This window comes from Sorangium sp. So ce117 (assembly GCF_051524395.1).
Lineage (GTDB): Bacteria > Myxococcota_A > Polyangia > Polyangiales > Polyangiaceae > Sorangium > Sorangium cellulosum_B.
The window spans coordinates 11,797,901-11,822,598 of the sequence record NZ_CP150309.1 but is presented as its reverse complement, the minus strand read 5'-3'; the positions used below and the strand labels follow the sequence as shown (position 1 = coordinate 11,822,598).

The following is a 24,698-nucleotide window of genomic DNA, read 5'->3' as shown; positions in this document are numbered from 1 at the left end:
TGGCACCTCGACGCGGCGTGACGATCGCCTGCGAACACCGATTCGCGGCAGCTCGATCTTGACTCAAAGGGCATGCAGGGAGATTTGCCCCGCATGCCGGCGAGCTACTTCGACGTAGACGGCACCCTGGTCACGACGAACCTCGTGCACCCGACGGTGTTCTACATGCTGAACCAGCCAACGCCGATGCACAGCCTCGCGAAGCTCGGCCGTGCCCTCGTGAAGGCGCCGTGGATGGCGATGGCGGAGCTCCAGGATCGACGCCTCTTCAACGAGCTGCTCTTCAGCTCGTTCGAGGGCGTCTCCGAGGATCGCCTCGTGGCGCTCGCGGAGGAGGCGTTCGCGAAGGTGCTCAAGCCGGCGATCTACGCCAAGGCGCGGGACCTCGTGAAGTGCAGCCTCGACAAGGGGCACGACGTCATCCTCATCTCCGGCGCGCTGGATTTCCTGATGCAGCTGCTCGCCGAACACCTCGGCGCGACGGGCATCATCGCGAACCGCCTCGAGGTGAAGGATCGGTTCGCGACGGGCAAGCTCCTGCGCCCGGTGGTGGCCGGGCCCGAGAAGGCGCGGCTCATCCGCGAGCACGCCCACGCGAACGGGCACGACCTCGACGAGTGCTTCGCCTACTCGGACAGCTACTCGGACGTCCCGATGCTCTCGGTCGTCGGCTACCCGGCGGCGGTGAACCCGGACCGCAAGCTCAAGATGCTGGCGCAGGCGTACCACTGGCCGATCCTCCACCTCGCCGCATGACCCCTGCCTCCCCGCCGGCGGCGGGAGGCCACCATCCAGCCCAACACGTCGCACCCCCTGCTCTGAAGGTCCCATGAGCCATCCTTGCGTCGTCACGCTAGACAGCCGCAGCGCCCCCCGGGTGCTCTTCTCAGGCGACCAGCTGGTCGAGGTCGACCTGCCCACCGGCACCCGGGTGCTCTACGCGAAGCCGCCCATCGAGCCGCTGAAGGACGTCGACGCCGCGATCCGCTACGCGATCAACCACCCGTACAACTCGGAGCCGCTCTACGCGAAGCTCCGCCCGGGGATGAAGGTCACGATCGCGGTGGACGACATCTCGCTGCCGCTGCCGCAGATGAAGCGCCCCGACATCCGCGAGCGGGTGCTCACGATCGTGCTCGACCTGCTCGCCGACTACGGCGTCGACGACGTGGAGATCATCATCGCCACGAGCGTCCACCGGCGGATGAAGGACTGGGAGGTCCGCCACATCGTCGGCGACCGGATCTTCAACGCCTACTGGCCGAAGCGGCTCTACAACCACGACGCCGAGAACGCCGCCAACATGAAGTACCTCGGCACGACCGACGTCGGCGAGGAGGTCGAGCTCAACAAGCGCGCGGTCGACAGCGACCTCGTGATCTACGTGAACCTCAACCTCGTGCCGATGGACGGCGGGCACAAGTCGGTCGCCGTCGGCCTGTGCGGGTACCGGAGCCTGCGCGCGCACCACAACCCGCGGGTGATGCGCGACTGCTACTCGTACATGGATCCGAAGAGCTCCGCGCTGCACACGAGCGTCGAGCGCATGGGCCGGCTGGCCAACAAGAAGCTCAACGTCTTCACGATCGAGACGACGATCAACAATCGCATGTTCGATCGCCCGCTCGAGTTCCTCGCGAAGAACGAGGACGACCTGAGCGCGGGCGAGAAGAGCGCGCTGCGCGCCCTCCGCTTCACGCTCTCCAAGGTGCCGCAGCCCGCGCGCCAGGCGATCTTTCAGCGCGTCCCCTCGCCGTTCGGGGTGACCGGGGTGTTCGCCGGCGAGACCGAGGCCGTCCACGAGCACACGCTGAAGCGCAGCTTCGACCAGTACCTCGTCCCGGTCTCGGGCCAGGCCGACATCCTGATCACGGGCATCCCGTACATCAGCCCGTACAACGTGAACTCGTTCCTGAACCCGCTGCTCGTGCAGGTGATGGCGAACGGCTACCTGTTCAACCTCTACCGCGGCGCGCCGATGCTCAAGAAGGGGGGGACGATGATCATCCTCCACCCCTGCACCGACCTGTTCGACAACGAGCACCACGCCCCGTACATCGAGTTCGTGCACCGGCTCCTGCCGGAGACGCGGGACGCGATGGAGCTGCACAAGCGGTACGAGAAGAAGTTCTCCGAGAACCCCGCGTACATCGAGATGTACCGCTTCGGGCACGCGTACCACCCGACCCACCCGTTCTTCATGTGGTACTGGGGCGAGGCGGGGCGGCAGCACATCGGCCGGATGATCGTGGTCGGCGCCGACAACGAGTACATCCCGCAGCTGCTCGGCTGGGAGACGGCGCGCACGATGGACGAGGCGCTGCGGATGGCGAAGCAGTCGGCCCCGCCCGCGCCGGAGATCCTGGCCCTGCACACCCCGCCGATCTTCATGGCCGACGTGACGGTCTAGCGCGCCCGCGGGAGGAGCCACCGTGCGGCTGCACCTCCTCGACGGCACCTACGAGCTCTTCCGCGCCCACTACTCCAAGCGGCCCGATCACCGCGCGCCCGGCGGCTGGGACGCGAAGGCGACGGTGGGCGTCGTCGCCTCGCTCCTCGCGCTCCTGCACCACGCGGACGAGGAGGTCACGCATCTCGCCGTCGCCTTCGACAACCCGATCCGCTCGTTCAGGAACGACCTGTTCGACGGTTACAAAAGCGACGAGGGGATGGATCCCGCGCTCCGCCGGCAGTTCGATCCGGTCGAGGAGGCGGTGCGCGCGCTCGGGATCGTCGTCTGGTCGATGGACGCGTTCGAGGCGGACGACGCGCTCGCGACGGCGGCGGCGCGGTTCCGGGGCGCGGTGGAGCAGGTGCGCATCCTCAGCCCGGACAAGGACTTCGGGCAGTGCCTTGCCGGCGATCGGGTCGTGCAGGTCGACCGCCGGAAGGAGAAGGTCATCGACGAGGCGGCGATGCGCGCCGCGCGGGGCGTGGCGCCGGCGAGCATCCCGGACTTCCTCGCGCTCACGGGGGACGACGCCGACGGCATCCCTGGCCTGGCGGGCATCGGCGAGCGGACGGCGGCCGCGCTGCTCGGCGCCTACGGCCACATCGAGCAGATCCCGGACGACCCGGCCGCGTGGTCGGTGGCGGTGCGCGGCGCGGATCGGGTCGCGCGCGCGCTGATCGAGCACCGGGAGGACGCGCTGCTCTACCGGACGCTGGCGACGCTCCGGACCGACGTGCCGCTCGCGGAGGGCCTCGACGACCTGCGCTTCCGCGGCGTGCCGCGCGACCGCTTCGAGGCGTGGTGCGACGCGATGGAGTTGCGCACGCTGAAGGCGCGGCCGGCGCGCTGGGCGTGAGCCGCCGGTGAGCCGAGCGGGGCGCGCCGCGCCCGCGGCGTGCGCCGTGCGGTCAGCCGCCGGGCGGCGGGTAAACGCCTGCTTGTCCGAACGAGGAGGCGAGGAAGGCGAGCGCTCGCTCCAGCGTTCCGAAGCACGGCACCCCGGCGGCCCGTAGCGTCGGCACGTCGATCATCCGCGTCATGGGCCATTGATCGAACGTGGGTTTGTAGACGCGTCCGGGCGGGAAGTGAGCGCTGAGCCACCCCTTGATGTCGCGCGTCCTCTCCCAGCTGTCGCCGTGCTCCCAGCGCGTTCCCGGCACGAGGCCTGGTCGCTCCTGGCCGTCCGGGCCGATGAGGGCGCGACCAGCCATGAGATCCACGCAGGGCAAGAAGAGCACCTCGTACTCGCGGTGCATCAGCACGACCGCCACGGGGAAGGGCGGATCGAGCTCGCGCGCCCACGAAGCTAACTGCGGCCCTCGTTCTCTGGGACAGGCGTCGTCTTCATCTCGAAGGATGAGCAGAGCACCAGCGTCCCCCTTGGCGCGAACGAGGCCAATCCCCTTCTCGATCCCCCTGCGCTGGTGCGTGTTCTTGCACGTGATGGCGCGCGCCCAGGGCTGCCAGTGACCGGCTTCTTGCCAGAGCCGCGTGATCAGGTTCTCCGCGGCTCCCAGCTCGCCTTCTCCCTCAACGAGGATGTAGCCCTTCATCGCTTCATTCCGCGGCCGCGAAGGGCAGCTCCTGCTGCAGCCCTTCCATGCGCATGACCTCGCCGAGGGTCATGAGCCCGCTCTTGACCACCTCCCGCTGGCTCGCGCGCATGGGCGCGACCACCGTCTCCCCCTCGGCGCGCATCACCACGCGCACCTCTTCGGGATCGACGAGGTCGAGGAGCTCCGGGCTGTGCGTGGTCACGATGACCTGGCTCCGCTTCGTCGCCTGCTTCAGGTGATCGTAGAGGAGCGGGATGGCGCCCGGGTGCACGGTGAGTTCGGGCTCTTCCACGCCGATCACCGGCACGGACGGCTCCTGGAGGAGCGCCGTGATGATGCCCGCGACGCGCAGCGTCCCGTCCGACTCCTGCGTGGCATCGAACCACTTGGGCTTCTTGTTCGGCGAGACGTGCTGGAACTGGACGACAAGGTAGCTTGCGGCCTGCGCCACCTTGATGTCGAGCGTGTCGCCGGTGAGCTTGTGGAGCGCCGCGATGAGCTCCGGCTTCCATGTGGCGGCGGGTTGGTCCTTCAGGACGGAGACCCAGTTGTCGCCGTGTCGGCTCATCGGCTTGCTGGGGCTGTACTTCTGCGGAGCTCGCAGCGTGTCGGGGAAGATGGCGTACACGGCGATGTTCTGGAGCGCGTGGACGAGCTCCTCGAAGCGCTCGTCGCCTCCGATCAGCTGCAACGCCAGGTTCTTCTTGTCGAGCGGCGGCCGGAGCCCCTCCGGCCCGTCCTGCCACTTGCCGCCGCTGACCCGGAAACGGAAGCGTTCGTCGCTGCGGATGACCTCCGCGTCCTCCGACTTGACCTCGTACTCCTCGGCGCTCGATCCGGTTAGCTCGAAGCCGTACTCAGCGTATCCAGACGGGAGCGTGAGGCCCACGCGGAGGACAACGTTGAACGGGTGCCCGCCGCTCCAGCGACGGACCGCCCCGATCCCGTGGCGCATGGTGATCGCTCCCGAGAGGCCCATGTGCATCGCATCCGCGACGAAGCGCAACGCGTCCATGACGTTGCTCTTCCCGGATCCGTTCGGTCCGACCAGCACGGTGAGCTTTCCGAAATGGATCCGGACGTTCTCGCCGAGGCTCCGGTAGTTCGAGACGGTCAGGTGGTTGATCATGCGTGCTCCAGCGGGCTCTTCCGATCGGTAGCGCGTTCGTACACGACAAGTATACCCGCCTCAGGCCTTCGCTTCGGGCGAGCCTGGTCCCGCGGGTGCGTGGCATCGCCACCGGTCGACGTTCCGCTCCGACCGAGCGATCGCTGACTCCTCTGGAACAGGAAGAAAATGACGGCTTCCGCGGCGCGCTAGTTCGTCGAGGGCCTCGCCGGCGCCTCGATCTCGGCGAGCACGCGCTCGCGGACGAGCGGCAGCGGCGGCGAGCCGTGCGAGAGGAGCGCGTCGTGGAAGCGGCGCAGCGAGAACGCCGGGCCCAGGGTCGCCTTCGCCTCCTCGCGGAGCTTCAGGATCTGGAGCTTGCCGAGCGTGTAGGCGAAGTAGCCGGGGTCGAAGGTCGCGCGCACCGCCTGCTCCCGCGCCGTCGCGCGGTCCTGGAAGCAGTCGTCGACGAAGCGGCGCTCGGCCTCGTCGAGGCCCATGCCCTCCGCGTGCACCCCGAGCGACACGACCACCCGGCAGTTGCGCAGCAGCGCGTCCGCGAGCTGGCCGAGGCGGCTCTGCGGGTCCTCCTTGCCGAACCCCTGCTCGATCATCATCTGCTCGACGTAGTGGGCCCAGCCCTCCACGAACGAGTAGCTCCCGAACATCTTCTGCGTCTCCGTCGGCGCCCGGTTCCCCCACAGGCCCTGGACGAAGTGCCCCGGGTAGACCTCGTGCACGGTCGTCGAGAGCAGCGTGCCCCGCGGCATCACGTACTCCTCCTGCTCCTTCCGGGGCCACGAGGGGTCCGGCTTCGTGATGTAGTAGAACGCCTCGAGCCCCTTCCGCTCGAACGGCCCCGGCGCGTCGAGGAAGGCGGCGTTCCAGCGCATGTAGGGCGGCGTCTCCTTCACGATCGCCCGCTCGTCGGACGGGAGGCTCACGATCTCCTTGTCGACGAGGAACTTGCGCGCCGACTCCATCATCCGCGTCGCCTCGGCGAGGAGCTGCTCCGCCTTCGGCCGGGAGGTCTTCACCTTCCTGGCGAGCTCCTGGTACGCCGCCTTGTTCGCCGCGAGGTCGTCCTCGCCCATCTTCTTGAACTCGGCGAGCGGCATCGCGAGCCCCTCCTGCGCGAGGAGGAGCTTCCGGTACCGCGCCTCCCCGAGCACATGGCTCGCGTCGCCCTTCGGCAGCTCGACCTTCGCGAGGTGCTCGGCGAGCTTCTCCGCCGCGTCGGCGAGCGCGGCGTTCGTCTTCTCGAAATCGGCCTGGAACGCGGGGTCGCCCACGCCCTTGAGCAGCGTGACGACGTCGCCGCGCAGGTACTCGGCGTAGCCCCGGAAGATCTTCACGGCGACCTCGATCACCGGCTTCGGCATCGGGCTCACGAGGTTCTCGAGGACGCGCGGCGCCTGGGCCAGCGCCGCCTTCTCGTGCTCGAGGAGGCGCCGCGCGCGCTCGGACAGCGGCGCGTACGCGCGATCGAGGTAGTGGTTCACGCCGAACAGATCGCCATAGAACTGCGGCCGCCGGCGCCACTCCTCGATGTCCCTCCCGGTGAAGATCTTGAGGTCGATCTGCTGGAGGAGCAGCGCGCGGTCGAGCGCCTCGTCCGGGGAGAGCGCCGCGGCGTCGACGGCGGCGAGCGCCGCGCGGTCGCGCTCGAGGCGCGCGAGCCGCCGCTCTATCGCCGCGGCGCCGTAGTCGGAGACCTTGCCGTCCTGCTCGTGCAGCCCGCGCGAGCGCGCGAAGGCCGGCTCGTCCGCGACCCACTCGCGCAGGATCCGATCGCGCAGCGCGGTGAACGGCTCGCGCGGCGCTTCCGCCGGCCGCGCGGGCTCGGCGCTCGCCACGGCCTGAGGAGGCGCCGCGCCGAGAGACGGAGGCGGCGCCGAGGCGCTCCCGCTGCAGGCGGCGAGCGCCGCGAGCGGCGCGAGCACCGCGAGCCGGCGCCAGCGCGAGCGGACAGGTGTGGGTGCGGCCATGACGGGGCGAGCCTGTCAAACCGGCCCGCGCAGGTCAACGCCGCAGGTCAGTCGCGGAGCGCGCGATCGATGATCGTGTCCACGTGCGAGAGCGCGTGGTCGAGGTCGAAGCAGCGCGCGATTTCGTCCGGGGCGAGCAGCGCCGCGACGTCGGCGTCGGCGGCGAGGTTGTCGCGGAAGCGCCCCTCGCCCGCGATCGCGCGCATCGCGCAGCGCTGCACCAGCTCGTAGGCCGCCTGCCGCGGCCTGCCCTTCTGGACGAGCGCCAGGAGCACCGCTTCGCTGAAGAAGAGCTCGCCCGTGCTGTCGAGGTTCTGGCGCAGCTTCTCCGGGTAGACGACCAGCCCCTCCACGAGCCCGGCGGCGCGGTCGAGCATGAACCCGAGCGTCGAGGTCGCGTCGGGCGCGATCATCCGCTCGACCGACGAGTGCGAGATGTCGCGCTCGTGCCACAGCGGCACGTTCTCGAGCGCCGGGATCACGGCCGCGCGCACGATGCGCGCGAGGCCGCACAGGTTCTCGCTGAGGATGGGGTTGCGCTTGTGGGGCATCGCGCTCGATCCCTTCTGGCCCACGGTGAAGCGCTCCTCCGCCTCGCGGACCTCGGTGCGCTGCCAGTGCCGCACGTTGGTCGCGAGCCGCTCGATGCCCGCCGCGATGAGCGAGAGCGCGGTGAAGAGCTCGGCGTGGCGGTCGCGCGCGACGACCTGCGTCGAGACCGTCTCGGGGCGCAGGCCCAGGGCGGCGAGCGCGCGCTCCTCGATGCGCGGCGACAGGTGCGCGTACGTCCCGACCGCGCCCGCGATCTTCCCCACCGCGATCGCCTGGCGCGCCGCGAGCAGGCGCGCCCTGCCGCGCTTCATCTCCGCGAGGTGGCCGGCGATCGCCAGGCCGAACGTGATCGGCTCGGCGGCGATGCCGTGGCTCCTGCCGATCATCGGGGTGCGCCGGTGCTCGTCCGCGCGCCGCGCGAGCGCGCTGCAGAGCTTGTCGAGCCGCGCCGAGAGCAGGTCCGTCGCGCGGACGAGCAGCACCGCGAGGCTCGTGTCGAGCACGTCGCTCGAGGTCATCCCCCGGTGCAGCCACCGCGCGCCCTCGCCCGCGAGCTCCTCGACGTGCGTCAGGAAGGCGATGACGTCGTGCTTGACCGTGCGCTCGATCGACTCGATCCGCTCGGGATCGAGCGTCAGCTGCTTCGCGCGGATCCCCTTCGCGATGCCGGCGGGCACGAGCCCTTCGGCCTCCATCGCCTCGCAGGCGGCGAGCTCCACCTCGAGCCAGGTCGAGAATCGGGTGGCGGGCGACCAGAGCTCTTCGAATTCAGCGGGAGTGTAGCGGGGGATCATGGGCGGGACGCTGCGAAGGTCTGGAGGGTGCGTCAAGGATGGAGTGGCCCCGGGAGGTCCGGGCGCGCGAGGGCCGGCTCGCGCTGCTCGCCCGCGCGGGGGGCCACGCCGCGCGCGCCCGTGCCGTCGGGCGGGGCGCTTGCGGACGCGCGGCGCGCGGCAAACGTTGGCGCGATGCCAACCGAAGCACCGGCGCCTGCGCGCGCCGATCAGGGCAGGTCGTTCGCCCGCACGCCCCACGCGGCGGGCGACGCGCCGCCAGAGACGCTGCCCGCAGGGGCGAGCGAGCCGGACGCTGTCAGCCAGGCGCCGCTCCCCCCGCGGGCCGAGCCTGGGCGCCGCGAGCCGGCGGGGCGCGCTGGCGGCGCGGCCGCCGCTGCGAGCGCGCCGGCTGTCGTGAACGAGCCGGCGCCCGTGAGCGAGACCCGCGCGAGCGTGCGCGGGGGTCGCCGGGTGAAGTCGTACATCGTGGTGGTCGCGATGGACCTGTCCGAGCCGGGCGGGCGGGCGTGGCGCTTCGCCTTCGATCTGGCGGCGCTCCGCGGCGAGACGGAGATCCACGCGGTGGTCATCGGCCCGCGGCAGGTCGCCCCTGCAGTGCGCGACGTGACGACGCCGGGCGCGTCGTCGCCGCCGTCGCTCCGCGTGCTCCAGCACCGGTTCGCGGACGGCCAGGCCCGGCTGATGGCGATGCACTTCCGCACGGGCCGGCCGGACCGGGCCATCGTCTCGCTCGCCCGGGAGCTCAGCGCCGATCTCATCGTCGTGGCCACGCACCCGCAGTCACCCCTGCAGCGGCTCTTCGGCGGCTCGACGGCCGACCGGATCGCGCGGAATGCGCCGTGCCCGGTCGTCGTCGTGCGCCCCAAGGAGGACGACGACGCCGACGCGGCCAACTACGACCCCAGGCTGCGCTGACGGCGCTGACGCGGAGGCGCGCGGCGGGGTAGTGCTCAAATTTCAACATGAAGGCGGGAAGGCGGGAAGAAAACCTGAATGATCTTCCCGCCTTCTCGCCTTCATGTGAGCTCTCTCCAGGCAAATGTGAGCACTACCCGCTCGATGCCCGCGCGCGGGCTACCGCGCGCTCGACGACTGCGCGTCGGCCTGCGCCGCCGGGTCGAGCTTGTCCGGCGCGCTGACGCCCTCGGCCTTGCCCCCTTCCCGCGTGTCCGCGTAGCCCCACGCGACGCCGGCCGCGTCGACGAGGAGGTTGTTCGCGTCGCCGATCGGCATCGGGTCCATCACGAGGACGTGCCCTCGCCGCGCGAGGTCGTCGAGGGCGGCCTGCGGCGGAGGCGTCAGCCGCTCGACGCGCACGCGATCCGGCATCCACTGGTGGTGGACGCGCGCGTGGCGGACCGCCTCGTCGATGGTCATCCCGTGATCAACCAGGTTGCGGAGGACCTGCGCGACGGTGTTCGGGATCGTGTCGCCGCCGGGAGATCCGAGGACGAGCGCAACCTTGCCGTCGCGGCTCACGAGGGTGGGGGTCATCGAGCTCGCCATGCGTTTGCCCGGCGCCACCGCGTTGATCCCCGTCTCGGAGAACGCGCCCATCGCGTTGGCGAGCAGGATGCCCGTGCCGGGGATCACGATCCTCGCGCCGAAGCTCGCCGACAGGGTGGTCGTGCACGAGACCGCGTTGCCCTGCGCGTCGATCACCGAGAAGTGCGTCGTCTGCGGGGACTCCAGCGCGACGGCGCCCGGCGGCGCCGCGATGTCGCCCGCCGGCGTGGCCCGCTCCGGGTCGACGGGCGGCCTGCGGCGCATCAGGTAGGCCCCGTCGAGGAGCTGCGCGAGCAGCTGCGCCGTCTCGGGCGCCACGAAATCGGGGTCGGCGCTCACCTTGCGCCGATCGGCGTACGCCCGCTTCGCCGCCTCGACGAACAGGTGCAGCGACAGCCCCGAGTCGGCGGGCGCCTCGTGCGCCTTGAGCCGCTCGAGCGTGAGCATCATCTCCGCGAGCGCGACGCCGCCCATCGAGGGGGGCGGCATCGTGTCGACGGTGAAGCCGCGGTACGAGAACCGGAGGGGCGCGCGCCACTTCGCCTGGTAGGCGCGCAGGTCGCTCTCGCTGATGTGGCCGCCGCGCTCGCGCATCGCGCCGGCGATCTGCCGGGCGATGGCGCCCTCGTAGAAAGCGCGCGGCCCCTCCGCGGCGAGCGTCTCGAGGGTGCGGGCGAGATCGAGCTGCCGCACCAGCTCGCCCTGGGCGACCGGCGCCTTGCCCCGCCCCCAGATGGCGCTCGCGGCCCGATCGGCCTTCAGCCGCGGCCACGCCCAGCGCAGCGTCAGCGCCTGCCGCGCGCCGAGGCGGTGCCCCTTGCGCGCGAGGGAGATCGCCGGGGCCAGGAGCTCGGCGAACGGGCGGGAGCCGAACCGCTCGTGGGCCAGGGCGAGGCCGGCGACCGAGCCCGGGACGCCGGCGGATGCATAGCCGTGTCCGCCGGCGCGCAGCATCGCCATGTTCGACTCGGTGGTCACCGACGCGGGCGCGGCCTCTCGGAAGTCGATCGCCTGCGTCTCGCCGTTCGCGAGGCGGACCAGCATGAAGCCGCCGCCGCCGATGTTGCCCGCGCTCGGGTGGGTCACCGCCAGCGCGAACGCCACGGCGACCGCTGCGTCGACCGCGTTGCCGCCGCGCCGCAGCACGTCCGCGCCCGCGCGCGTCGCGTGCTCCTCGACCGAGGTCACGAGCCCGGCGTCGCCGCGCACCGCCCGCGGGCCGCCCGAGGCGAGCGCGATCGGCGGCACCGGCGGCATCGGCTCCGGCGCCGGGGCGTCGGCCGTGGGCGCCGCCGCGGCGCTCGCGGCCGACGCCCCGGCGCTCGCGCTGGCGACGGCCGGCGCGCCCGAGGTCGCGGGCGCCGCCGGGTGCGGCGCGGGCGGCGTGCGGGCCTCGCAGCCTGCGAGCAGCGCCAGGGCGAGCGCCCAGCGCGGCTTCGAACGACGGAGCAGGGTCATCAGGGTGCGCGCGAATCTACTACGGTGCCGGAGAGAGCCGGGCCGGGCCGCGCGGGGCGACCCGGCCTGGAGGATTCGTTCAGGACGCGAGGGGGCGCAGCCGGCGCGCGCCGGATCCGCCTCCGGCGCGCGCCGTCAGGAACGTCGGACCTCGCTCAGGACCGCTTGCGGCGGCGCGCGGCGGCCACGCCCACGCCGGCGACGAGCGCCGCGAGCCCCGTGCCCGCGAACGGCGCGGAGGAGGACCCCGGCGCGGCGGCGCAGGAGACGCTGGCCTCGGCCTCGGCGTGGGCGTTCACCTCGATCTCGAGCGTGCTCAGGTAATCGAGGCAGTCCTCCAGGCTCCCGACGACGTCGACATACTGACCGTTGCAGAACAGGGCGCCTTCCGGCTCGGAGCACTTCGTCTCACATCCGCCCTGGAGATCGACCGTGCACTCCGCATTGCAGTCGACGTCGCAGTCGAAGTTCGCCTCCGCCTTGCACTCGCCCTCGCAGCTCGCGTCGCATTTTGCCTGGCAATCCGCGCTCGGCGGCGTCACCTCGCAGCTCGCGCTGCACTCGCCGTCGCAGCTCGCCTTGCAGGCGCCCTCGCACTCCGCCTGCGACTGGCCGGGGCTGGCGCTCGCCGAACACTTGCCGCTGCAATCCGCCGAGCAGCTCGCCGAGCAGCTCGCCCTGCAGTCGAAGCTCCCGGGATTGACATTGCACTTGGCAGAGCAATCCGCGGAGCAGTCGACGTTGCAGTCGGCGCTCGCGCTGGCGTTGCACTGGCCCTCGCATTTCCCGGCGCACGCCGCCGTGAGGTTGACCGGCTTGCAGCTCACCTCGCAGCCGCCCGAGGTGCGGAACTCGCAGTTTGCGCTCGCTGCTAGCTGGATATTTCCACATGCCTCCGGGCCGGGCGCCGCCGACGCCGACGAGGCGATGGCCAGAGGGATCGCAAAAGTAAACGCACTCACAAAAAGCTGAGCAATGGTCCGTCGCATGCCAATTCTCCTGGGTTCAGAGCGCGGGATCCGCGTGTGGTCTCCGCAGGTGTTGCAATCGGACGACCAGCGCCACCCTTTGAAGCATTTCCCAAGAAAAAAGTCTCGCTGGTCGTGACCGCTCGGCCACAGCGTATCTCCGAGTTCACGGTCCCATGATGCGCCATGCCACACCAAGGGCATGTCCGAGCAGGTGAGGATACCTGCGACGGGGTGATCAGCGGCTCACAGTGTCGGCGATTTGCCCTGTTCCGTAGCGCGCCACCACGCCCTTGCGGGCTCTGCCGGGAGTTGGCTGGCTAAGGAAGTCCCCGCCGACGGCCCAGAAGGCCCCTTGCCCGTCGGCCCAGACAGCGTGGAGATCGGCGTAGGGCTCCTCGGTGAACTCATCGATCCAGGCCCCGTCGACGAGGCGCTGCTTGAGCCCTCCATACCCGACGATCGCGACCTCCCCGGGGCGGCCGCACGCGACGCCGTTCACGTCGTTCGTGAGCTCTATCTCGAGCCTGCGCCACGACGCGCCGTCCGAGCGGAGCACGTCTCTCCCGCCGACCGCGTATACCTCTTCACGGCTGCAGCCGGCGGCCGTGAACAGGGTGCCCTGCGCGATCGGCGGATCGGATTGCACTTCCCAGGTCGAGCCCGAGCGGTGCCAGATCACGCCGAACTCGCCCACGGCGTAGAGATCCTCGGACGATTCGCCCCACACCTTGTAGAGCGCCCGGCCGGTCGCCGCCGGCAGCGGCTCTCGCGACCATGCGCTGCCGTCCCAGCGGAGGACGATGTCCTTCTCCGCGTCCGCGCCGCTGCCGGGCATGCCGCCGACCGCCCAGGCATCGTCGGGTGAAAACGCGATCACGCCCCACAGCGTCGCCTCCGTCCCCGTCGCGTGCTCGGTGAACGTCGCGCCGTCCCACCGCGCGGCGCGACCGCGCTCGCCGACCATCCAGACGTCCTGCGGACCGGAGCCGGCCACCCACCAGAAGGTCGTCTCCCCGCCCGCCGGGAGCTCGCGCCACCTCGCGCCGTCGTAGTGCAGCGCGAGCGCCTGGAGGCCCGTGTTGCCGAGCGGCCCCCCGACGGCGAACACGTCGTCGGGCGCCGTCCCCCAGATCGAGAGGACCGCGCGGTCGAGATCGCCCTCGTCGAGCAGCACGCGCCACGCCGGCGGCTCCTGCTCGGGCGGCCTCGCAGGATCGCCGGGGCAGCCGGTGAGGGCGACCGCGCCGAGCGCCGCCACAGCCATGGAGTGAAAGCAGGTGCGCATGGGAGTGAAGACCCGCCTGGAGAGGTCCTGCCGGCGCGCCGCCATGGAGGGCTCAGTTGCAGAACACGTCGTCCTGCTTCGGATAGTAATAGACGAAGATGTTGCAGTGCTCGTTCTTCTCGACGATCGGCCCGAACGTGTAGCAGCAATCGAGCGACTCGTCGGCGGTCCCGTTCTTGGACACGTCGTACTCGTCGAGGCCCTTGCACCCTACGGACGGGTCCGGCTGCTGCCACTCGTAGGTGCATCCGTACCAGACGCCGCCGTTCGTCGGGAGCTCCCTGTCGAGCTCCGGCGAGATGAGCATCGGCGGGTCGTCCCACGCGTTCGATGTGTAGAAGCGCTCCGCGGCCGGAGGCGTGCCGATGGTCTTGCCGTCCCATGCATACATATCGAACCGCGTGCCTCGGCTGTGGAAATGGCCGTTGGCGCCGATGATCCTCACGGGAGAGGGGCTGTTGATCTGGCACGAGCCCTCGAACGTGGGCGTCGGGTTCGACTGACAGACACGGATCGACTGCTTGGTCGCGAAGACGGTGCCCATCTCGGCCTTGACCTCGGCGGCGGGCAGCGCCCAGAAGTTCACCCGGACGCGGCCGACCGCCTCGGGGGTCTTCTGCGACGTCGCATTCACGTAATGCGTCTGCAGCATCAGCCACTCGTCGGGCGCGAGGACGTTCGCGACGCCCTCGGGGAACTCCCAGTCGACCTGGCCGTTCTGCTGCGAGTTCGCGATGAGCGGCCAGTCCGCCCAGTTGGGGCTCTTGAAGCACTCCCCGACCCCGTTCTGGTTCTTCTGGATTAGCCCGCCCTCCGGCCCCAGCCCCTTCACGGTCTTCACGCGGAAGATGTTCATGTGGTGCGAGCCGTCGCGCTGCGCGATCTGCACGCGGTGGAGGTTCACGGGCGCGGCCGGGTCCAGCCCGTTCGACGCGGCGAGCTCGCTGACCTTGAAGAAGTAGCAGTCTTGCTGCTCGACCCCCGCCGGCACCTCGGTCTCCTCGGTCTGCATCTGGAAGCCCTGGCCGACCGGCGGCACATCGAGCAGCGACTCGTCGACCGGCGCGGGCGCCTCGCCCCCACCCCCACCCCCGCCCCCGTCAACGCAGGCCACGGCCCCCAGCACGACGGGAAGCAAACCAAGCGTCAGGCATCGAACCGCCATGAGTCCCTCCAGGCAATCGCGTAGCGATGAGGAGAAGAGATATACACGGCTGCACAATTTCAGGGCATTCGTGTCACGCGGCGGGCAGGGTTCCGTCGGGCTCCGGGGCGTCGTGGCCGAGCGCTGGCCGGCGCTGCTAGGATGTGGGAGAGGTTCAACCATGGCGGCGCCCAAGAAATGCGGTCCACACACCGAGCTCGCCTCGAACGAGGCGACGCGCATCACCCGGTGCGGGTGTGGCACCGTGCACGTGACACTCATCGGCCCTGGCGTGACGCTTCGCATGCCAGCGGACGCGTTCCGGGGCGTCGCCTCCGGGCTCAAGGCAGCGGCCGAGCGGCTTGACGACGACCCCCGTTTCGGCACGACCTCCATCAATTAGCTTGCGCGCCCGCAGCGGAGCGGCCTACCAGTGGCTTCGCCGCTGAGATCTCTCTCCTCGGATGGCCGCTGGTCGAAAGAGGGCGCCTCTCGTGTACGACGACGACGCGGAGCACTGGGTCGGCAAGACGTTCGCCGGGACGTGGTGGATCGAGCGCGTGCTCGGCACCGGCGGTATGGGGAGCGTGCTGCTCGGGCGCGCGGCGGACGGCTCTCAGGTCGCGCTCAAGGTGCTGCACCCGGAGCTCAACGCGATCACGGAGGTGCGGAAGCGCTTCCTGCGCGAGGGGTTCATCGGCAACACGCTGGGCGGGGCGGACGCGGTGCCCGGCGTGGTGCGCGTGCTCGCCTCCGGCGAGACGCAGGAGGGCCTCGCCTACCTGACGATGGAGGCGCTCCAGGGAGAGACGCTCTTCGATCGGATGGCGCGCACCGGGACGATGCCGGCCGGCGAGGTGCTCGCGCTCGCGGACCAGGTGCTCGAGACGCTGGCGATCGCGCACGCGCGCGGCGTCGTGCACCGCGATCTCAAGCCCGAGAACATCCACCTTGGCAATGACGGGCGCGTGCGCATGCTCGACTTCGGCATCGCGCGCGTCGTCGACGGGCTCACCGGCCTGCCGGAGAAGACCGCGACCAAGACGGGCATGATCATGGGCACGGCGACGTACATGGCGCCGGAGCAAGCGACGGGGCTCATCCACGACATCGACGGGCGCACCGACCTCTTCGGGCTCGGAGCGACGATGTTCCGGCTGCTCGCGGGCCGCCAGGTGCACGGTGAGGTGACAGAGGCCATGGAGGTCATCGCCGCCGCGACCGAGGCCGCGCCGCCGCTCGCGTCGATCGCGCCCGGAATCTCGCCCTCCGTCGCGGCCGTGGTCGATCGCTCGCTGGCGTTCATCAAGTTCCATCGCTACCCGAACGCCGAGACCATGCGCGCGGACGTCCGCGCTGTACGCGCAGGCGCGCTGCCTCCCTACGCGCAGGCCGTCATCGAGGGGCGGATCCGCGCGGGCCAGCCGATCTCTCAGCCGGCGCCTCCGCTGCACGGCGGCGGATCGCCGAGCGCGCGCCCGCAGCCGACCGTGGTGGAGCCGGCCGCGGCCCCTCGCCATTCGCACTCGATGAGCCGACCGGAGCGAACGCTCGACGACGACCCGTCAGCGCGCTCCCGCGCCGGCGCGTCGCTCTCGCAGCTGTCGACGGGCAAGCTGCTCCTGCTCGTCGGCGGCGCCTCGCTCATCACGGGCGTCATCGTGGCGATGATCGTCGTCCTGCTGGTGTTCAGCCGCTGAGGGGCCGCGAGCGCGCCGCCAGGGGCGCGCTCGTCAGGTGGAAGGGATCGTCGGTGGAAGGTGCCGGCGGGGCCGCTGGGCCCCGCCGCGGTCACTCGCGCTCGTCGAGCGGCGTGTAGTCGACGGCGTTCTCGCCGGTGTAGATCTGCCGCGGACGGCCGATCTTGCCGGTCGGGTCGTCGTTCATCTCCTTCCAGTGGGCGATCCAGCCGGGGAGGCGCCCGAGCGCGAACATGACGGTGAACATGTTCGTGGGGAAGCCGAGCGCTCGGTAGATGATGCCGCTGTAGAAGTCGACGTTCGGGTAGAGCTTCCGCTCGACGAAGTACGGATCCTTCAGCGCGGTCTCCTCGAGGCGCTGCGCGATGTCGAGCAGCGGATCCTTGATGCCGAGCTTCGCCAGGATCTTGTCGGCGGCCGCCTTGATGAGGACGGCGCGCGGATCGTAGTTCTTGTACACGCGGTGGCCGAAGCCCATCAGGCGGAAGTTCGAGGTCTTGTCCTTCGCGAGCTTGACGAACTTCGAGACGTCGCCGCCGTCCGCGCGGATGGCCTCGAGCATCGTCACGACCTCCTGGTTCGCGCCGCCGTGGAGCGGGCCCCAGAGCGCGCAGATGCCGGCGGCGACCGAGGCGAAGAGGTTCGCCTTCGAGCTCCCGACGAGGCGCACCGTCGACGTCGAGCAGTTCTGCTCGTGATCGGCGTGCAGGATCAGGAGCAGGTTCAGCACCTTCACGATGTCCTCGTCGATCTCGTACGGCTCCGCCGGGACCGAGAACATCATGTTGAGGAAGTTCGCACAGTACGAGAGCGAGTTGTGCGGGTAGACGAACGGCTGGCCGATCGACTTCTTGTACGAGAACGCCGCGATGGTGCGCACCTTGGAGAGCAGCCTCGCGATGGTGATGTCGAGGTGCTCGGTGTTCTTCACGTCGATCGCTTCCGGGTAGTAGCTCGACAGGGAGAGCACCATCGCGGACAGGATCGCCATGGGGTGCGCCGTCGACGGGTAGCCGTCGAAGAAGCGCTTCATGTCCTCGTGGATCAGCGAGTGCCGGGTGAGCAGCGTGGAGAACCGGGACAGCTCGCTCTTGCTCGGCAGCTTGCCGTAGATCAGGAGGTACGAGGTCTCCACGAAGGTCGACTTCTCGCCGAGCTGCTCGATCGGGATGCCGCGGTAGCGGAGGATGCCCTTCTCCCCATCGAGGAACGTGATGGAGCTCGTGGTCGAGGCCGTATTGACGAAGGCCGGGTCGATGCACACGTACCCGGTCTTCGAACGAAGGGACGCGACGTCGATCGCCTTCTCCCCCTCGGTGCCCGTGATGACAGGCAACTCGATCGTCTGCTCCCCACCGTTCTTCTTCAGCGTTAACTTCGCGGTCTCCTGCACGCCTCCTCCTTCCGCCGCAGCGCGGCGTAAGCTATCACGGGCCGAGGGAAGAATGCTTCCCCGAGAAAATGAGGTGATGCACTTGAGCGAGCCGGTCGTGCGGGGGGAGCTGGCCCACCACCCGGAGGCGCCTCGGTTTGCGGCCGAGGTGCGGCGAGTCCACGGGCGTTACGCCGACGAGGTTGTCGCTCGCTACCGGCTCTGCCCGTTCATGCGCGACGCCGCAACCGGATTCGGACGCTTTTACGTCCTGCTCGATCGCGAGCCCGTCCTGGAGACGGCGCTGGCGGTCATGGAGGAGGCCGACTCCGCCGTGGTGCACCTGGTTTTCCCGTGCATCCATGCTCCGTCGCCCCAGTTCGAGCGCTTCGCGTCGCGCCTGGGTGAACAGCTGCGGCGGCGCTTGAGCCCCGCGCCGGTGCTGGCCGCGTTCCACCCCGAGATGGCGGGGGACGAGACGAACTCGCACCGGCTCGTCGGTCTCCTCCGACACGCGCCAGATCCGTTTGTACAAACGATTCCAGAGGGGCTGAACCATACTGGGACCGTCCTCGCGGGGGCAGGCGTCGAGCCTGCGGTCGACCCCGCCGAGGACAATTACCGACGCCTTGAAGGGGCAGGGATCGCCGCAGTCAAGATGAGGCTCGCGGAGATCATGGCTGATCGGGACTCGAGTTATGCGCCCTTCCTCGCGCAGCTCGGGCTCACCCGCCCCGGCCCGCGCTTCAGCCCGCTCCCAACACGGTAGCGCACGGGCGAAGAGCGCAAACGAAACACCCGCGAAACGCGCGCGAAACGCGTGTTGAGCGCGGTGATGGCCCTCGGCTCACTCCGCAGGCGAGCGACGCGGCGCCGGGTCCGAGCCGCCGGAGCCGGAGCCGGCCTTGGCCTCGCGCTGCGCCATCAACGGCATCAGGTACGGGAAGCCGGCCGCCATCGTATCGAGGTGGGGATCGATCTGGGCGGCCAGCCAGAAGAGGAGCACGCAAGCGCGCTCGACATAGAACCAGTCCTCCGGGTACTCGAACGACCGCATCAGCTCCTGGAGCTCACCGCGCTCCAGCTCGGGGTCCGCGAGCCGCTCCAGCTGCTCGGGGCGGGCGCGCATCAGCGCCGCCGGCGTGCGATCCCGGATCTTGAGCAGCTTCGCGAAGTAGGTCTTCACGGTCCTCTCGAGGAGCGCGTCGTTGCCCCCGGGCGCGACGAAGCCCATCCTCCGGAAGCCGCGCACGACAGCCGCGTCGTCCTGCGCGAAGATGCCCTTCAGGATGTCGAGCAGCCCGTCGATGAGCTCGTCCTGGGCCTCGCAGCTGGCGCCGAAGTCGAGGACGACGAGGCGAAAGCCGCCGCCCTCCTCCGTGGGCCGCGCGGCGACAAGGAAGTTCCCCGGGTGCGGATCGGCGTGGAAGAAGCGATCCGCGAAGAGCATCTTGTAGAAGGCCTGCACGAGCCGGAGCGCCACGTCGGAGGGATCGACGCCCGCGCTCCGGAGCGCGTCGAGGCGGGTGATCTTGATTCCTTCCATGAAGGTCATCGTGAGCACGTCGCGCGTCGTGAGCTCGTGGATGACCTCCGGGAACGCGATGCCCGCGTCCCCCTCGAAGTTCTGCGCCATCCGCTCCATGCACGCGGCCTCGTGCAGGTAGTCGGTCTCCCGGCGGAGCAGATCGACCAGCGACTCGTGCACTCGCTCGATGTGCCCCACCGGGACGAACCGCTTGTAGACGAGGATCGCGAGGCGCAGGACGCGCAGGTCGACGGCGATGATCCCGCGGATGCCGGGGTAGAGGAACTTGACCGCGACCTTGCGGCCGTCGCGGAGGCGCGCGACGTGGACCTGCCCCAGCGACGCGGCCGCGAGCGGCGCGCGCTCGATCGACGCGAACAGCTCGCCCGCGGAGCGGCCGAAGCTCGCGCGCAGCGCGGCCTCGAGATCGCTGAACGGGTGCGGCGGCACCTGGTCCTGGAGCTGCTCGAGCTCCTTGCCGTAAGCACGAGGCAAGAAGCCGCCCATGATGGACAGCACCTGGCCGAGCTTGATGAAGACGCCCCGCAGCTGGAGCATGGCGCGCAGCAGGCGCCGGGCGTTGTTCTGATCGACGCGGTCGCGGCGCGCGACGAGCCAGCGAGGCGGCTCACCCGCGGGCGAGCCGCGCCCGAGGCGCCTCGCGAACACCCGCACGAGCCCCAGCTGAATGAGGTAGCTCGTCAGGATGACCGAGAACGCGAGCAGCGCGCGGAAGAGTCGGACGGCGAGCGTCATGTGCGGCAAAGCAGCCGCACCATGCTACCGCAGGGGCCGCGCGGGGCCAGCGGTGCTCGCCCTCGCCCTCCGGCGATCGGTGAATCCCGGCGAGGGGGCCGCCGCGGGCCTCCGCCGCGCGGCGGAGCCCTCCCGCGAGCCGAGCAGGCTCAGGAGAGCGAGTCCTTGATCGCCTTGATGGGGCGGGCGCGGACCGACTTGCTGGCCGGCTTGGCCGCGAACGTCATCGGCTGCTTCGTGAAGGGGTTGACCCCCTCGCGCGCCTTGGTCGCGGGCTTCTTGACGACGCGGAACTTCGCGAAGCCGGGCATCGTGAAGATGCCGTTCTTCTTGAGCTCCTTGTACGCGATGTCGGTCAGCGACTCGAGGATCGCCTTGACCTGCTTGCGCGAGATCTCGTTCTCGTTGGCCTCGACCACCGCGTTGATCAGCGCGCTCTTGCTGAGCGACGTGCTCTTCTTCCCATCCGCCTTCTTGGCCGCCATGTTCATTCCTCCTGAGGTTTGTGCCCTCTTGCGGGCCAAAGGAACCACAACGGCCGCCGCAGATCCAGTGTCGAATCGTCGATCGGAGCTACAAAAGAAGGGGTTTCATGCCCCGGGGGGCGCGCCGCTCCGCCGGGAGGGCGGCCGGGGGGCCCTGGCGCGGGCCGTCAAAACCGCAGGAAAGCAGCCCAAATCGACCCTTCTTCAGGCCTCACGCGCCCGCCGCGAGGGAGGTCGCATGCCGGGCGCTCGACGTAGGAGATCGCCCGAACCCCTTCCGTTGAAGGCGATCCTGGTCGCCCGGGCGGCCTAGCGGCGGCTCACCGCCGAGCCCGCGCCCCACTTCCTCTTGGCGGAGAGGCCGAGGATCGTCAGCGACTGGGGCGCCTGCGTGAACTCGATGACGTCGCCGAAGCCGACGCTGACCGAGTGGATCGGCCCGTCGAAGAAGAGCTTCGCGTCGTGCGTCTTGCTGCGCACGACGAGCGAGGCGCCCGGCTGGATCAGGGCGTGACGGAGGCGGTACTCCTCGCCGTGGGGGGTGTAGGGCTCGCGGACGACGAGCTGGAGCCGCTTCGACGTGAGCGGCAGGACGCGCCCGCCCGCGGAGCGCTGCGCGGCCGTGGACCCGGCCGCGGGACCGATCCAGAAGCCGCTCGACTTCTGCTCCTCCTCGGCCCGGCCGAGCCGGAGCACGTAGCGCGACGTGGCCGCGGGGGAGACGTGGCAGAAGAGCGCGTCGTTCAGGACGCGCCCCGTGGCGAGCTTGTCGTTCACCGTGACCTGCATGCGGGTGAGCACGGTGCTGCGGAGCGAGCCGCTCAGCGCCCCCGCGATCGCGTCGGCCGCGTCGCGGCTCGTCGCACCGCAGAAGAAGCCGACGGAGTGGCCCGGCGCGCTGTTGATGCCGAGGATCGGCACGTCGCCGACGTTGTGGGACGCGCTGAGGAGCGTCCCGTCGCCGCCGACCGTGATCACGAGGTCGAGCTCGCCCGCGTCGAAGGACTGCGCCGCGCTGGCGACGACATCGATCTGGACCCCGAGGTCGTCGAGCGCCGCCTTGACCTCGCGCACGGTCTGCTCGTGCGCGTCGTGCGACGCCTTGAGGCGCGCGACCGCGGAGTCGCCGGCCTCGATGAGCCGCGTGATGCGCGGGTCCTTCCGCTCCTCGCGGTAGATCTTCCAGGCGGAGCGCTTCACGACGAGCGCGACGCGGGGCGGACGCCGCGGCGCGGGCGCGGGGGATCGTTCCGCCATCAGAGCTCCGCGAGGCGCCGGAGCGCCACCTCGGTCTTCGCGTCCTCGATCACGCCGCGCCGGGTGAGCTCGATCGCCTCGTCGAGCGGGACCGCCGCGATGGCCGCGAACCGCTCGAGGGGAGAGCCGTCCTCGAGCGGCGTCCCCTGGCGAGCCGGGTCGACCTCGACATGAAAGAAGAAGTGCCGCTCGCCCACCATGCCCGGCGCCGGGAACGTCGACGGGCCGAGCGGGTGGAGGTCCGACGGAGGCACGTCGAAGCCGACCTCCTCGAGCAGCTCGCGCGCGGCGGAGCGCTTCAGGCCCTCCGGGCTCCGCTCGTCGAGCTCGACGAGCCCGGCGGGCAGCTCCCAGATCGCGCCGAGCGTCGGCGCCTCGGGGATGGGCCACGCCTCGGGCGGGCGGGTCGCGGCCGGAGGCCGGAACGCCGAGCGGAGGAAGACGCGACGGCGCCCGTCCGCGCCGCGGTAGTGCGGGGCGATCACCACCGCGTCGAGGCGCCCGCGATCGACGCTGTCGTAGGTGAACGGGTCGCTCAGCGAGCCGTCCGGGAACTCGACGCGGAACACCTGGCGTCGCACGTTGAGGAAACCAGGGCCGTCGAGCGAGGGGATCGTCCGGACCAGCTTGAGCGCGAGCTTCGGGAAGGGAGGTAGCCGCATGCGTCGAGGCGCGAAGCATAGCGCCAAATGGCAGCGGATCGCGATGAGCCTCGTTCCCGCGCCCGGCGCGCGCCTCGCCCCCGCGCTCGGGGCGGCCTCGGGCTCAGCGGAGCACGAGGACCCAGACGTCGTAGAGCGCGTGGGTCCAGACGGCCGGCGCGAAGCCGCGGAAGACGTAGATCGCCGTCAGAACGAGCCCGCACACCATGCGGAACACGAAGGAGGGGAGGTTCCAGGGATCGCCCAGCGACCCGACATAGTGCCAGCCGGAGAAGACGGCGGCGGCCACGACCGCCCAGCCGACCATCAGGACCACCCCCTGGACCCCCTTGCCGAAGAAGAACTTGATCCCGAGCGCGCCCAGCCCGTAGAGGCCGGCGCGGAAGGCGATCTCCTCGTAGAAGCCCGCGCCGAGCGACATCACGACCCCGGTGAAGATGTCGTTCGACGCGGCGGGCGGCCCGAGCCGGAGGGAGCCGACCACATAGGCGCCGGCGAAGCGCATCAGGATGGCGTAGAGCGCGCCCTCGACGGCGAGCAGCGCGAAGCGCCTCGTCTGGAGGGCGTGGCCTCGGCCGAGGATGGAAAGGACGAGGACGAACGCGGCCCCGACGGCGACGGTGAGGCCCGCGTAGAGCGGGAGGCTGTGCTTGGCCAGCGCGCGGAGCTCGGCGGTGACCGGATCCGCCGCGTTGCGGATGGGGAGGAAGGCGACGCCGAGGTGATAGAGGACGAAGATCGGCATCGTCAGCGCGAGATCGGTCAGCGCATCGCTCTTCGCAGTGGGCTTGTCGCCGGCAGGGGCCGCCCCCGGCCGGGCGAGCTCCGGTCCGGCGCCGAGCATCAGGACGGCCTCAGGCGGTACACGATCACCAGCACCTCGGCCGACCACATGACGACGTTCAGCACGAAGGGCGTGTCCCGGAGGATCTCCTGGGTGGGGCTCTCCGACCTCGCGCTGCCGGCCACGAGCTGGAGAAACCGGATCCCGCCGAAGAGCGGGTGGATCGCCGTGAGCCAGAGGTACGGGTTCTGGAAGAACCGCTGCGTGTCGTGGTCGAGCGTGTACGCCAGGTAGGTGGCGAAGGTGGCGAGGCCCGTCACGGCGAGCGCCGCCGTCAGGGCGGCAGGCGAGTAGCCGTCGAGCGCCGCGCGCTGCTTCGAGGCGTTGACGGAGGCGAGCTCGTGGCGACGCTTGCCGAAGCCGAGGAAGAGCGCGAGCAGCGCGGTGCAGGCGATCATGAAGCCGGAGAGCGGCGTCCTCGTCGCGAAGCCGCCTGCGAGCACGCGCAGCACGAAGAAGATCGCGATGCAGCCGACGTCGAGGTAGGCGATCTTCTTGAGCCGGAACGAGTAGGCGACGTTGAGGACGTAGTAGCTGGCGGCGACGACCGCGAAGAGCGGCGGGCCGAGCAGGCTCGCGCCGAGCGCGATGACCGCGAGGCCGACCGCCATCGCCTTGGCGACCGGGATGGGCACGCGGCCCGAGGCGATCGGCCGGAAGCGCTTGACCGGGTGGACCCGATCGGCCTCGACGTCGACGATGTCGTTCAGGATGTAGACGGCGCCGGCGAGCAGGCAGAAGATCGCGAAGGCCCCGATCGCGCTCATGATGATCGAGGGGTGGGTCAGGTGCTTGGCGAACACCACGGGGGCGAGGACGAAGAGGTTCTTCACCCACTGGTGGGGCCGCATCGCGCGGATCATCCCGCGCACACGCCAGAGCAGCGTCCCCCTCGGCGAGTCGGGCAACAGGGGCGGCTGCGCTATCAAGCCGCCCGAGGGGGGCCCGCTCTCCGGCGGACCGGAGCTCGGCGCGCCGGCGCTCCGCGGAGGCGACGACGGAGGCTTGCCGGCGGGGACGGAGCTCACCGGAGCGGGCGAGCCGCCCTGCTCGGCAGGCGCCGGCGCGTCCGGCGCGCCCGCATCCGGGCGAGCCTCGGCGCCGGGCGCCTCCTGATCAGGGAAGCCTGCGGCACTGTTGCGAAAAAGGGGCCCCGAGGCGGTCACGGCGCGCGGAGCATACTCGGGCGCCCTGGCCCCGGCCATTCCGCGGCAAGTTAAAAGCACAGGGGGCGCGGCGCCCGAGACCGACGAAACCGACGAAACCGAGCGCCAGCG

At 70.6% G+C, this 24,698-nt stretch carries 22 protein-coding genes; 7 read left to right on the top strand and 15 right to left on the bottom strand.

Annotated elements, in window-relative coordinates; genetic code table 11:
- Positions 1-93: 93 nt before the first annotated feature.
- The 3 genes from WMF46_RS44290 to WMF46_RS44280 all read left to right on the top strand — a co-directional run bounded on the left by WMF46_RS44290 (position 94) and on the right by WMF46_RS44280 (position 3,308).
- Positions 94-756, top strand: a complete 663-nt coding sequence (locus tag WMF46_RS44290) for an HAD family hydrolase (protein WP_437982735.1) — start codon at positions 94-96, stop codon at positions 754-756.
- A 73-nt stretch (positions 757-829) separates the two neighbouring features.
- Positions 830-2,410: a lactate racemase domain-containing protein gene (locus WMF46_RS44285; protein WP_437982734.1), complete on the top strand. Its 1,581-nt coding sequence runs from the start codon at positions 830-832 to the stop codon at positions 2,408-2,410.
- A 22-nt stretch (positions 2,411-2,432) separates the two neighbouring features.
- Positions 2,433-3,308 (top strand): 5'-3' exonuclease, encoded by an 876-nt coding sequence (locus tag WMF46_RS44280; protein ID WP_437982733.1) that lies wholly within the window; start codon positions 2,433-2,435, stop codon positions 3,306-3,308.
- Between the two features lie 52 nt (positions 3,309-3,360).
- Here WMF46_RS44280 and WMF46_RS44275 read toward each other — a convergent pair whose 3' ends face one another.
- From WMF46_RS44275 to purB, 4 genes are all read right to left on the bottom strand, one after another.
- A complete protein-coding gene (locus WMF46_RS44275; protein WP_437982732.1) occupies positions 3,361-4,005 on the bottom strand; it encodes a DUF4276 family protein in 645 nt (214 codons plus the stop codon).
- 4 nt (positions 4,006-4,009) lie between these two features.
- Complete coding sequence (locus tag WMF46_RS44270) at positions 4,010-5,137, bottom strand: AAA family ATPase (protein ID WP_437982731.1); 1,128 nt, start codon at positions 5,135-5,137, stop codon at positions 4,010-4,012.
- Positions 5,138-5,325: 188 nt separating this feature from the next.
- Positions 5,326-7,104, bottom strand: a complete 1,779-nt coding sequence (locus WMF46_RS44265; RefSeq protein WP_437982730.1) for a DUF885 domain-containing protein — start codon at positions 7,102-7,104, stop codon at positions 5,326-5,328.
- A gap of 47 nt (positions 7,105-7,151) precedes the next feature.
- Entirely contained in the window at positions 7,152-8,450 is a 1,299-nt protein-coding gene (purB, locus tag WMF46_RS44260; protein WP_437905409.1) for an adenylosuccinate lyase, read from the bottom strand.
- Positions 8,451-8,624: 174 nt separating this feature from the next.
- On the opposite strand from purB, the gene WMF46_RS44255 reads away from it, so the two are divergent.
- Complete coding sequence (locus WMF46_RS44255; RefSeq protein WP_437982729.1) at positions 8,625-9,368, top strand: universal stress protein; 744 nt, start codon at positions 8,625-8,627, stop codon at positions 9,366-9,368.
- A 159-nt stretch (positions 9,369-9,527) separates the two neighbouring features.
- Here the strand turns inward: WMF46_RS44255 and ggt are convergent, their stop codons facing one another.
- The 4 genes from ggt to WMF46_RS44235 form a co-directional block, all read right to left on the bottom strand.
- Positions 9,528-11,417, bottom strand: a complete 1,890-nt coding sequence (gene ggt, locus WMF46_RS44250; protein WP_437982728.1) for a gamma-glutamyltransferase — start codon at positions 11,415-11,417, stop codon at positions 9,528-9,530.
- 155 nt (positions 11,418-11,572) lie between these two features.
- Positions 11,573-12,379, bottom strand: coding sequence for a hypothetical protein (locus WMF46_RS44245; protein WP_437982727.1), 807 nt, complete (start codon positions 12,377-12,379; stop codon positions 11,573-11,575).
- 244 nt (positions 12,380-12,623) lie between these two features.
- Positions 12,624-13,718, bottom strand: coding sequence for a WD40/YVTN/BNR-like repeat-containing protein (locus WMF46_RS44240; RefSeq protein ID WP_437982726.1), 1,095 nt, complete (start codon positions 13,716-13,718; stop codon positions 12,624-12,626).
- Between the two features lie 7 nt (positions 13,719-13,725).
- A complete protein-coding gene (locus tag WMF46_RS44235) occupies positions 13,726-14,838 on the bottom strand; it encodes a hypothetical protein (protein WP_437982725.1) in 1,113 nt (370 codons plus the stop codon).
- 160 nt (positions 14,839-14,998) lie between these two features.
- Here WMF46_RS44235 and WMF46_RS44230 point away from each other — a divergent pair, with 160 nt between their 5' ends.
- Both WMF46_RS44230 and WMF46_RS44225 read left to right on the top strand, forming a co-directional pair.
- Positions 14,999-15,220 carry a hypothetical protein gene (locus WMF46_RS44230; RefSeq protein ID WP_437982724.1) on the top strand — a complete coding sequence of 74 codons (222 nt, stop codon included), beginning with the start codon at positions 14,999-15,001 and terminating at the stop codon, positions 15,218-15,220.
- Positions 15,221-15,311: 91 nt separating this feature from the next.
- Positions 15,312-16,517, top strand: a complete 1,206-nt coding sequence (locus tag WMF46_RS44225) for a serine/threonine-protein kinase (protein WP_437982723.1) — start codon at positions 15,312-15,314, stop codon at positions 16,515-16,517.
- Between the two features lie 91 nt (positions 16,518-16,608).
- On the opposite strand, the gene WMF46_RS44220 is transcribed toward WMF46_RS44225, so the two are convergent.
- Positions 16,609-17,910, bottom strand: a complete 1,302-nt coding sequence (locus tag WMF46_RS44220; RefSeq protein WP_437296081.1) for a citrate synthase — start codon at positions 17,908-17,910, stop codon at positions 16,609-16,611.
- A gap of 76 nt (positions 17,911-17,986) precedes the next feature.
- Between WMF46_RS44220 and WMF46_RS44215 the strand changes: the two genes are divergently transcribed.
- On the top strand, positions 17,987-18,658 hold the full coding sequence (locus WMF46_RS44215; protein WP_437713092.1) for a hypothetical protein: 672 nt from the start codon (positions 17,987-17,989) through the stop codon (positions 18,656-18,658).
- 78 nt (positions 18,659-18,736) lie between these two features.
- Here the strand turns inward: WMF46_RS44215 and WMF46_RS44210 are convergent, their stop codons facing one another.
- The 6 genes from WMF46_RS44210 to WMF46_RS44185 form a co-directional block, all read right to left on the bottom strand.
- Complete coding sequence (locus tag WMF46_RS44210; protein WP_437982722.1) at positions 18,737-20,173, bottom strand: ABC1 kinase family protein; 1,437 nt, start codon at positions 20,171-20,173, stop codon at positions 18,737-18,739.
- A gap of 149 nt (positions 20,174-20,322) precedes the next feature.
- Positions 20,323-20,658, bottom strand: a complete 336-nt coding sequence (locus WMF46_RS44205) for an HU family DNA-binding protein (protein ID WP_437982721.1) — start codon at positions 20,656-20,658, stop codon at positions 20,323-20,325.
- Positions 20,659-20,967: 309 nt separating this feature from the next.
- Positions 20,968-21,915 carry an NAD(+)/NADH kinase gene (locus tag WMF46_RS44200; RefSeq protein ID WP_437975249.1) on the bottom strand — a complete coding sequence of 316 codons (948 nt, stop codon included), beginning with the start codon at positions 21,913-21,915 and terminating at the stop codon, positions 20,968-20,970.
- Positions 21,915-22,577 (bottom strand): NUDIX hydrolase, encoded by a 663-nt coding sequence (locus tag WMF46_RS44195; protein ID WP_437547037.1) that lies wholly within the window; start codon positions 22,575-22,577, stop codon positions 21,915-21,917. The genes WMF46_RS44200 and WMF46_RS44195 overlap by 1 nt, the downstream gene beginning before the upstream one ends.
- Before the next feature lie 103 nt (positions 22,578-22,680).
- Complete coding sequence (locus tag WMF46_RS44190; RefSeq protein ID WP_437547035.1) at positions 22,681-23,421, bottom strand: CPBP family glutamic-type intramembrane protease; 741 nt, start codon at positions 23,419-23,421, stop codon at positions 22,681-22,683.
- Positions 23,421-24,449: a decaprenyl-phosphate phosphoribosyltransferase gene (locus tag WMF46_RS44185; protein ID WP_437982720.1), complete on the bottom strand. Its 1,029-nt coding sequence runs from the start codon at positions 24,447-24,449 to the stop codon at positions 23,421-23,423. Before WMF46_RS44185 ends, WMF46_RS44190 begins: the two co-directional genes overlap by 1 nt.
- Positions 24,450-24,698 lie beyond the last annotated feature (249 nt).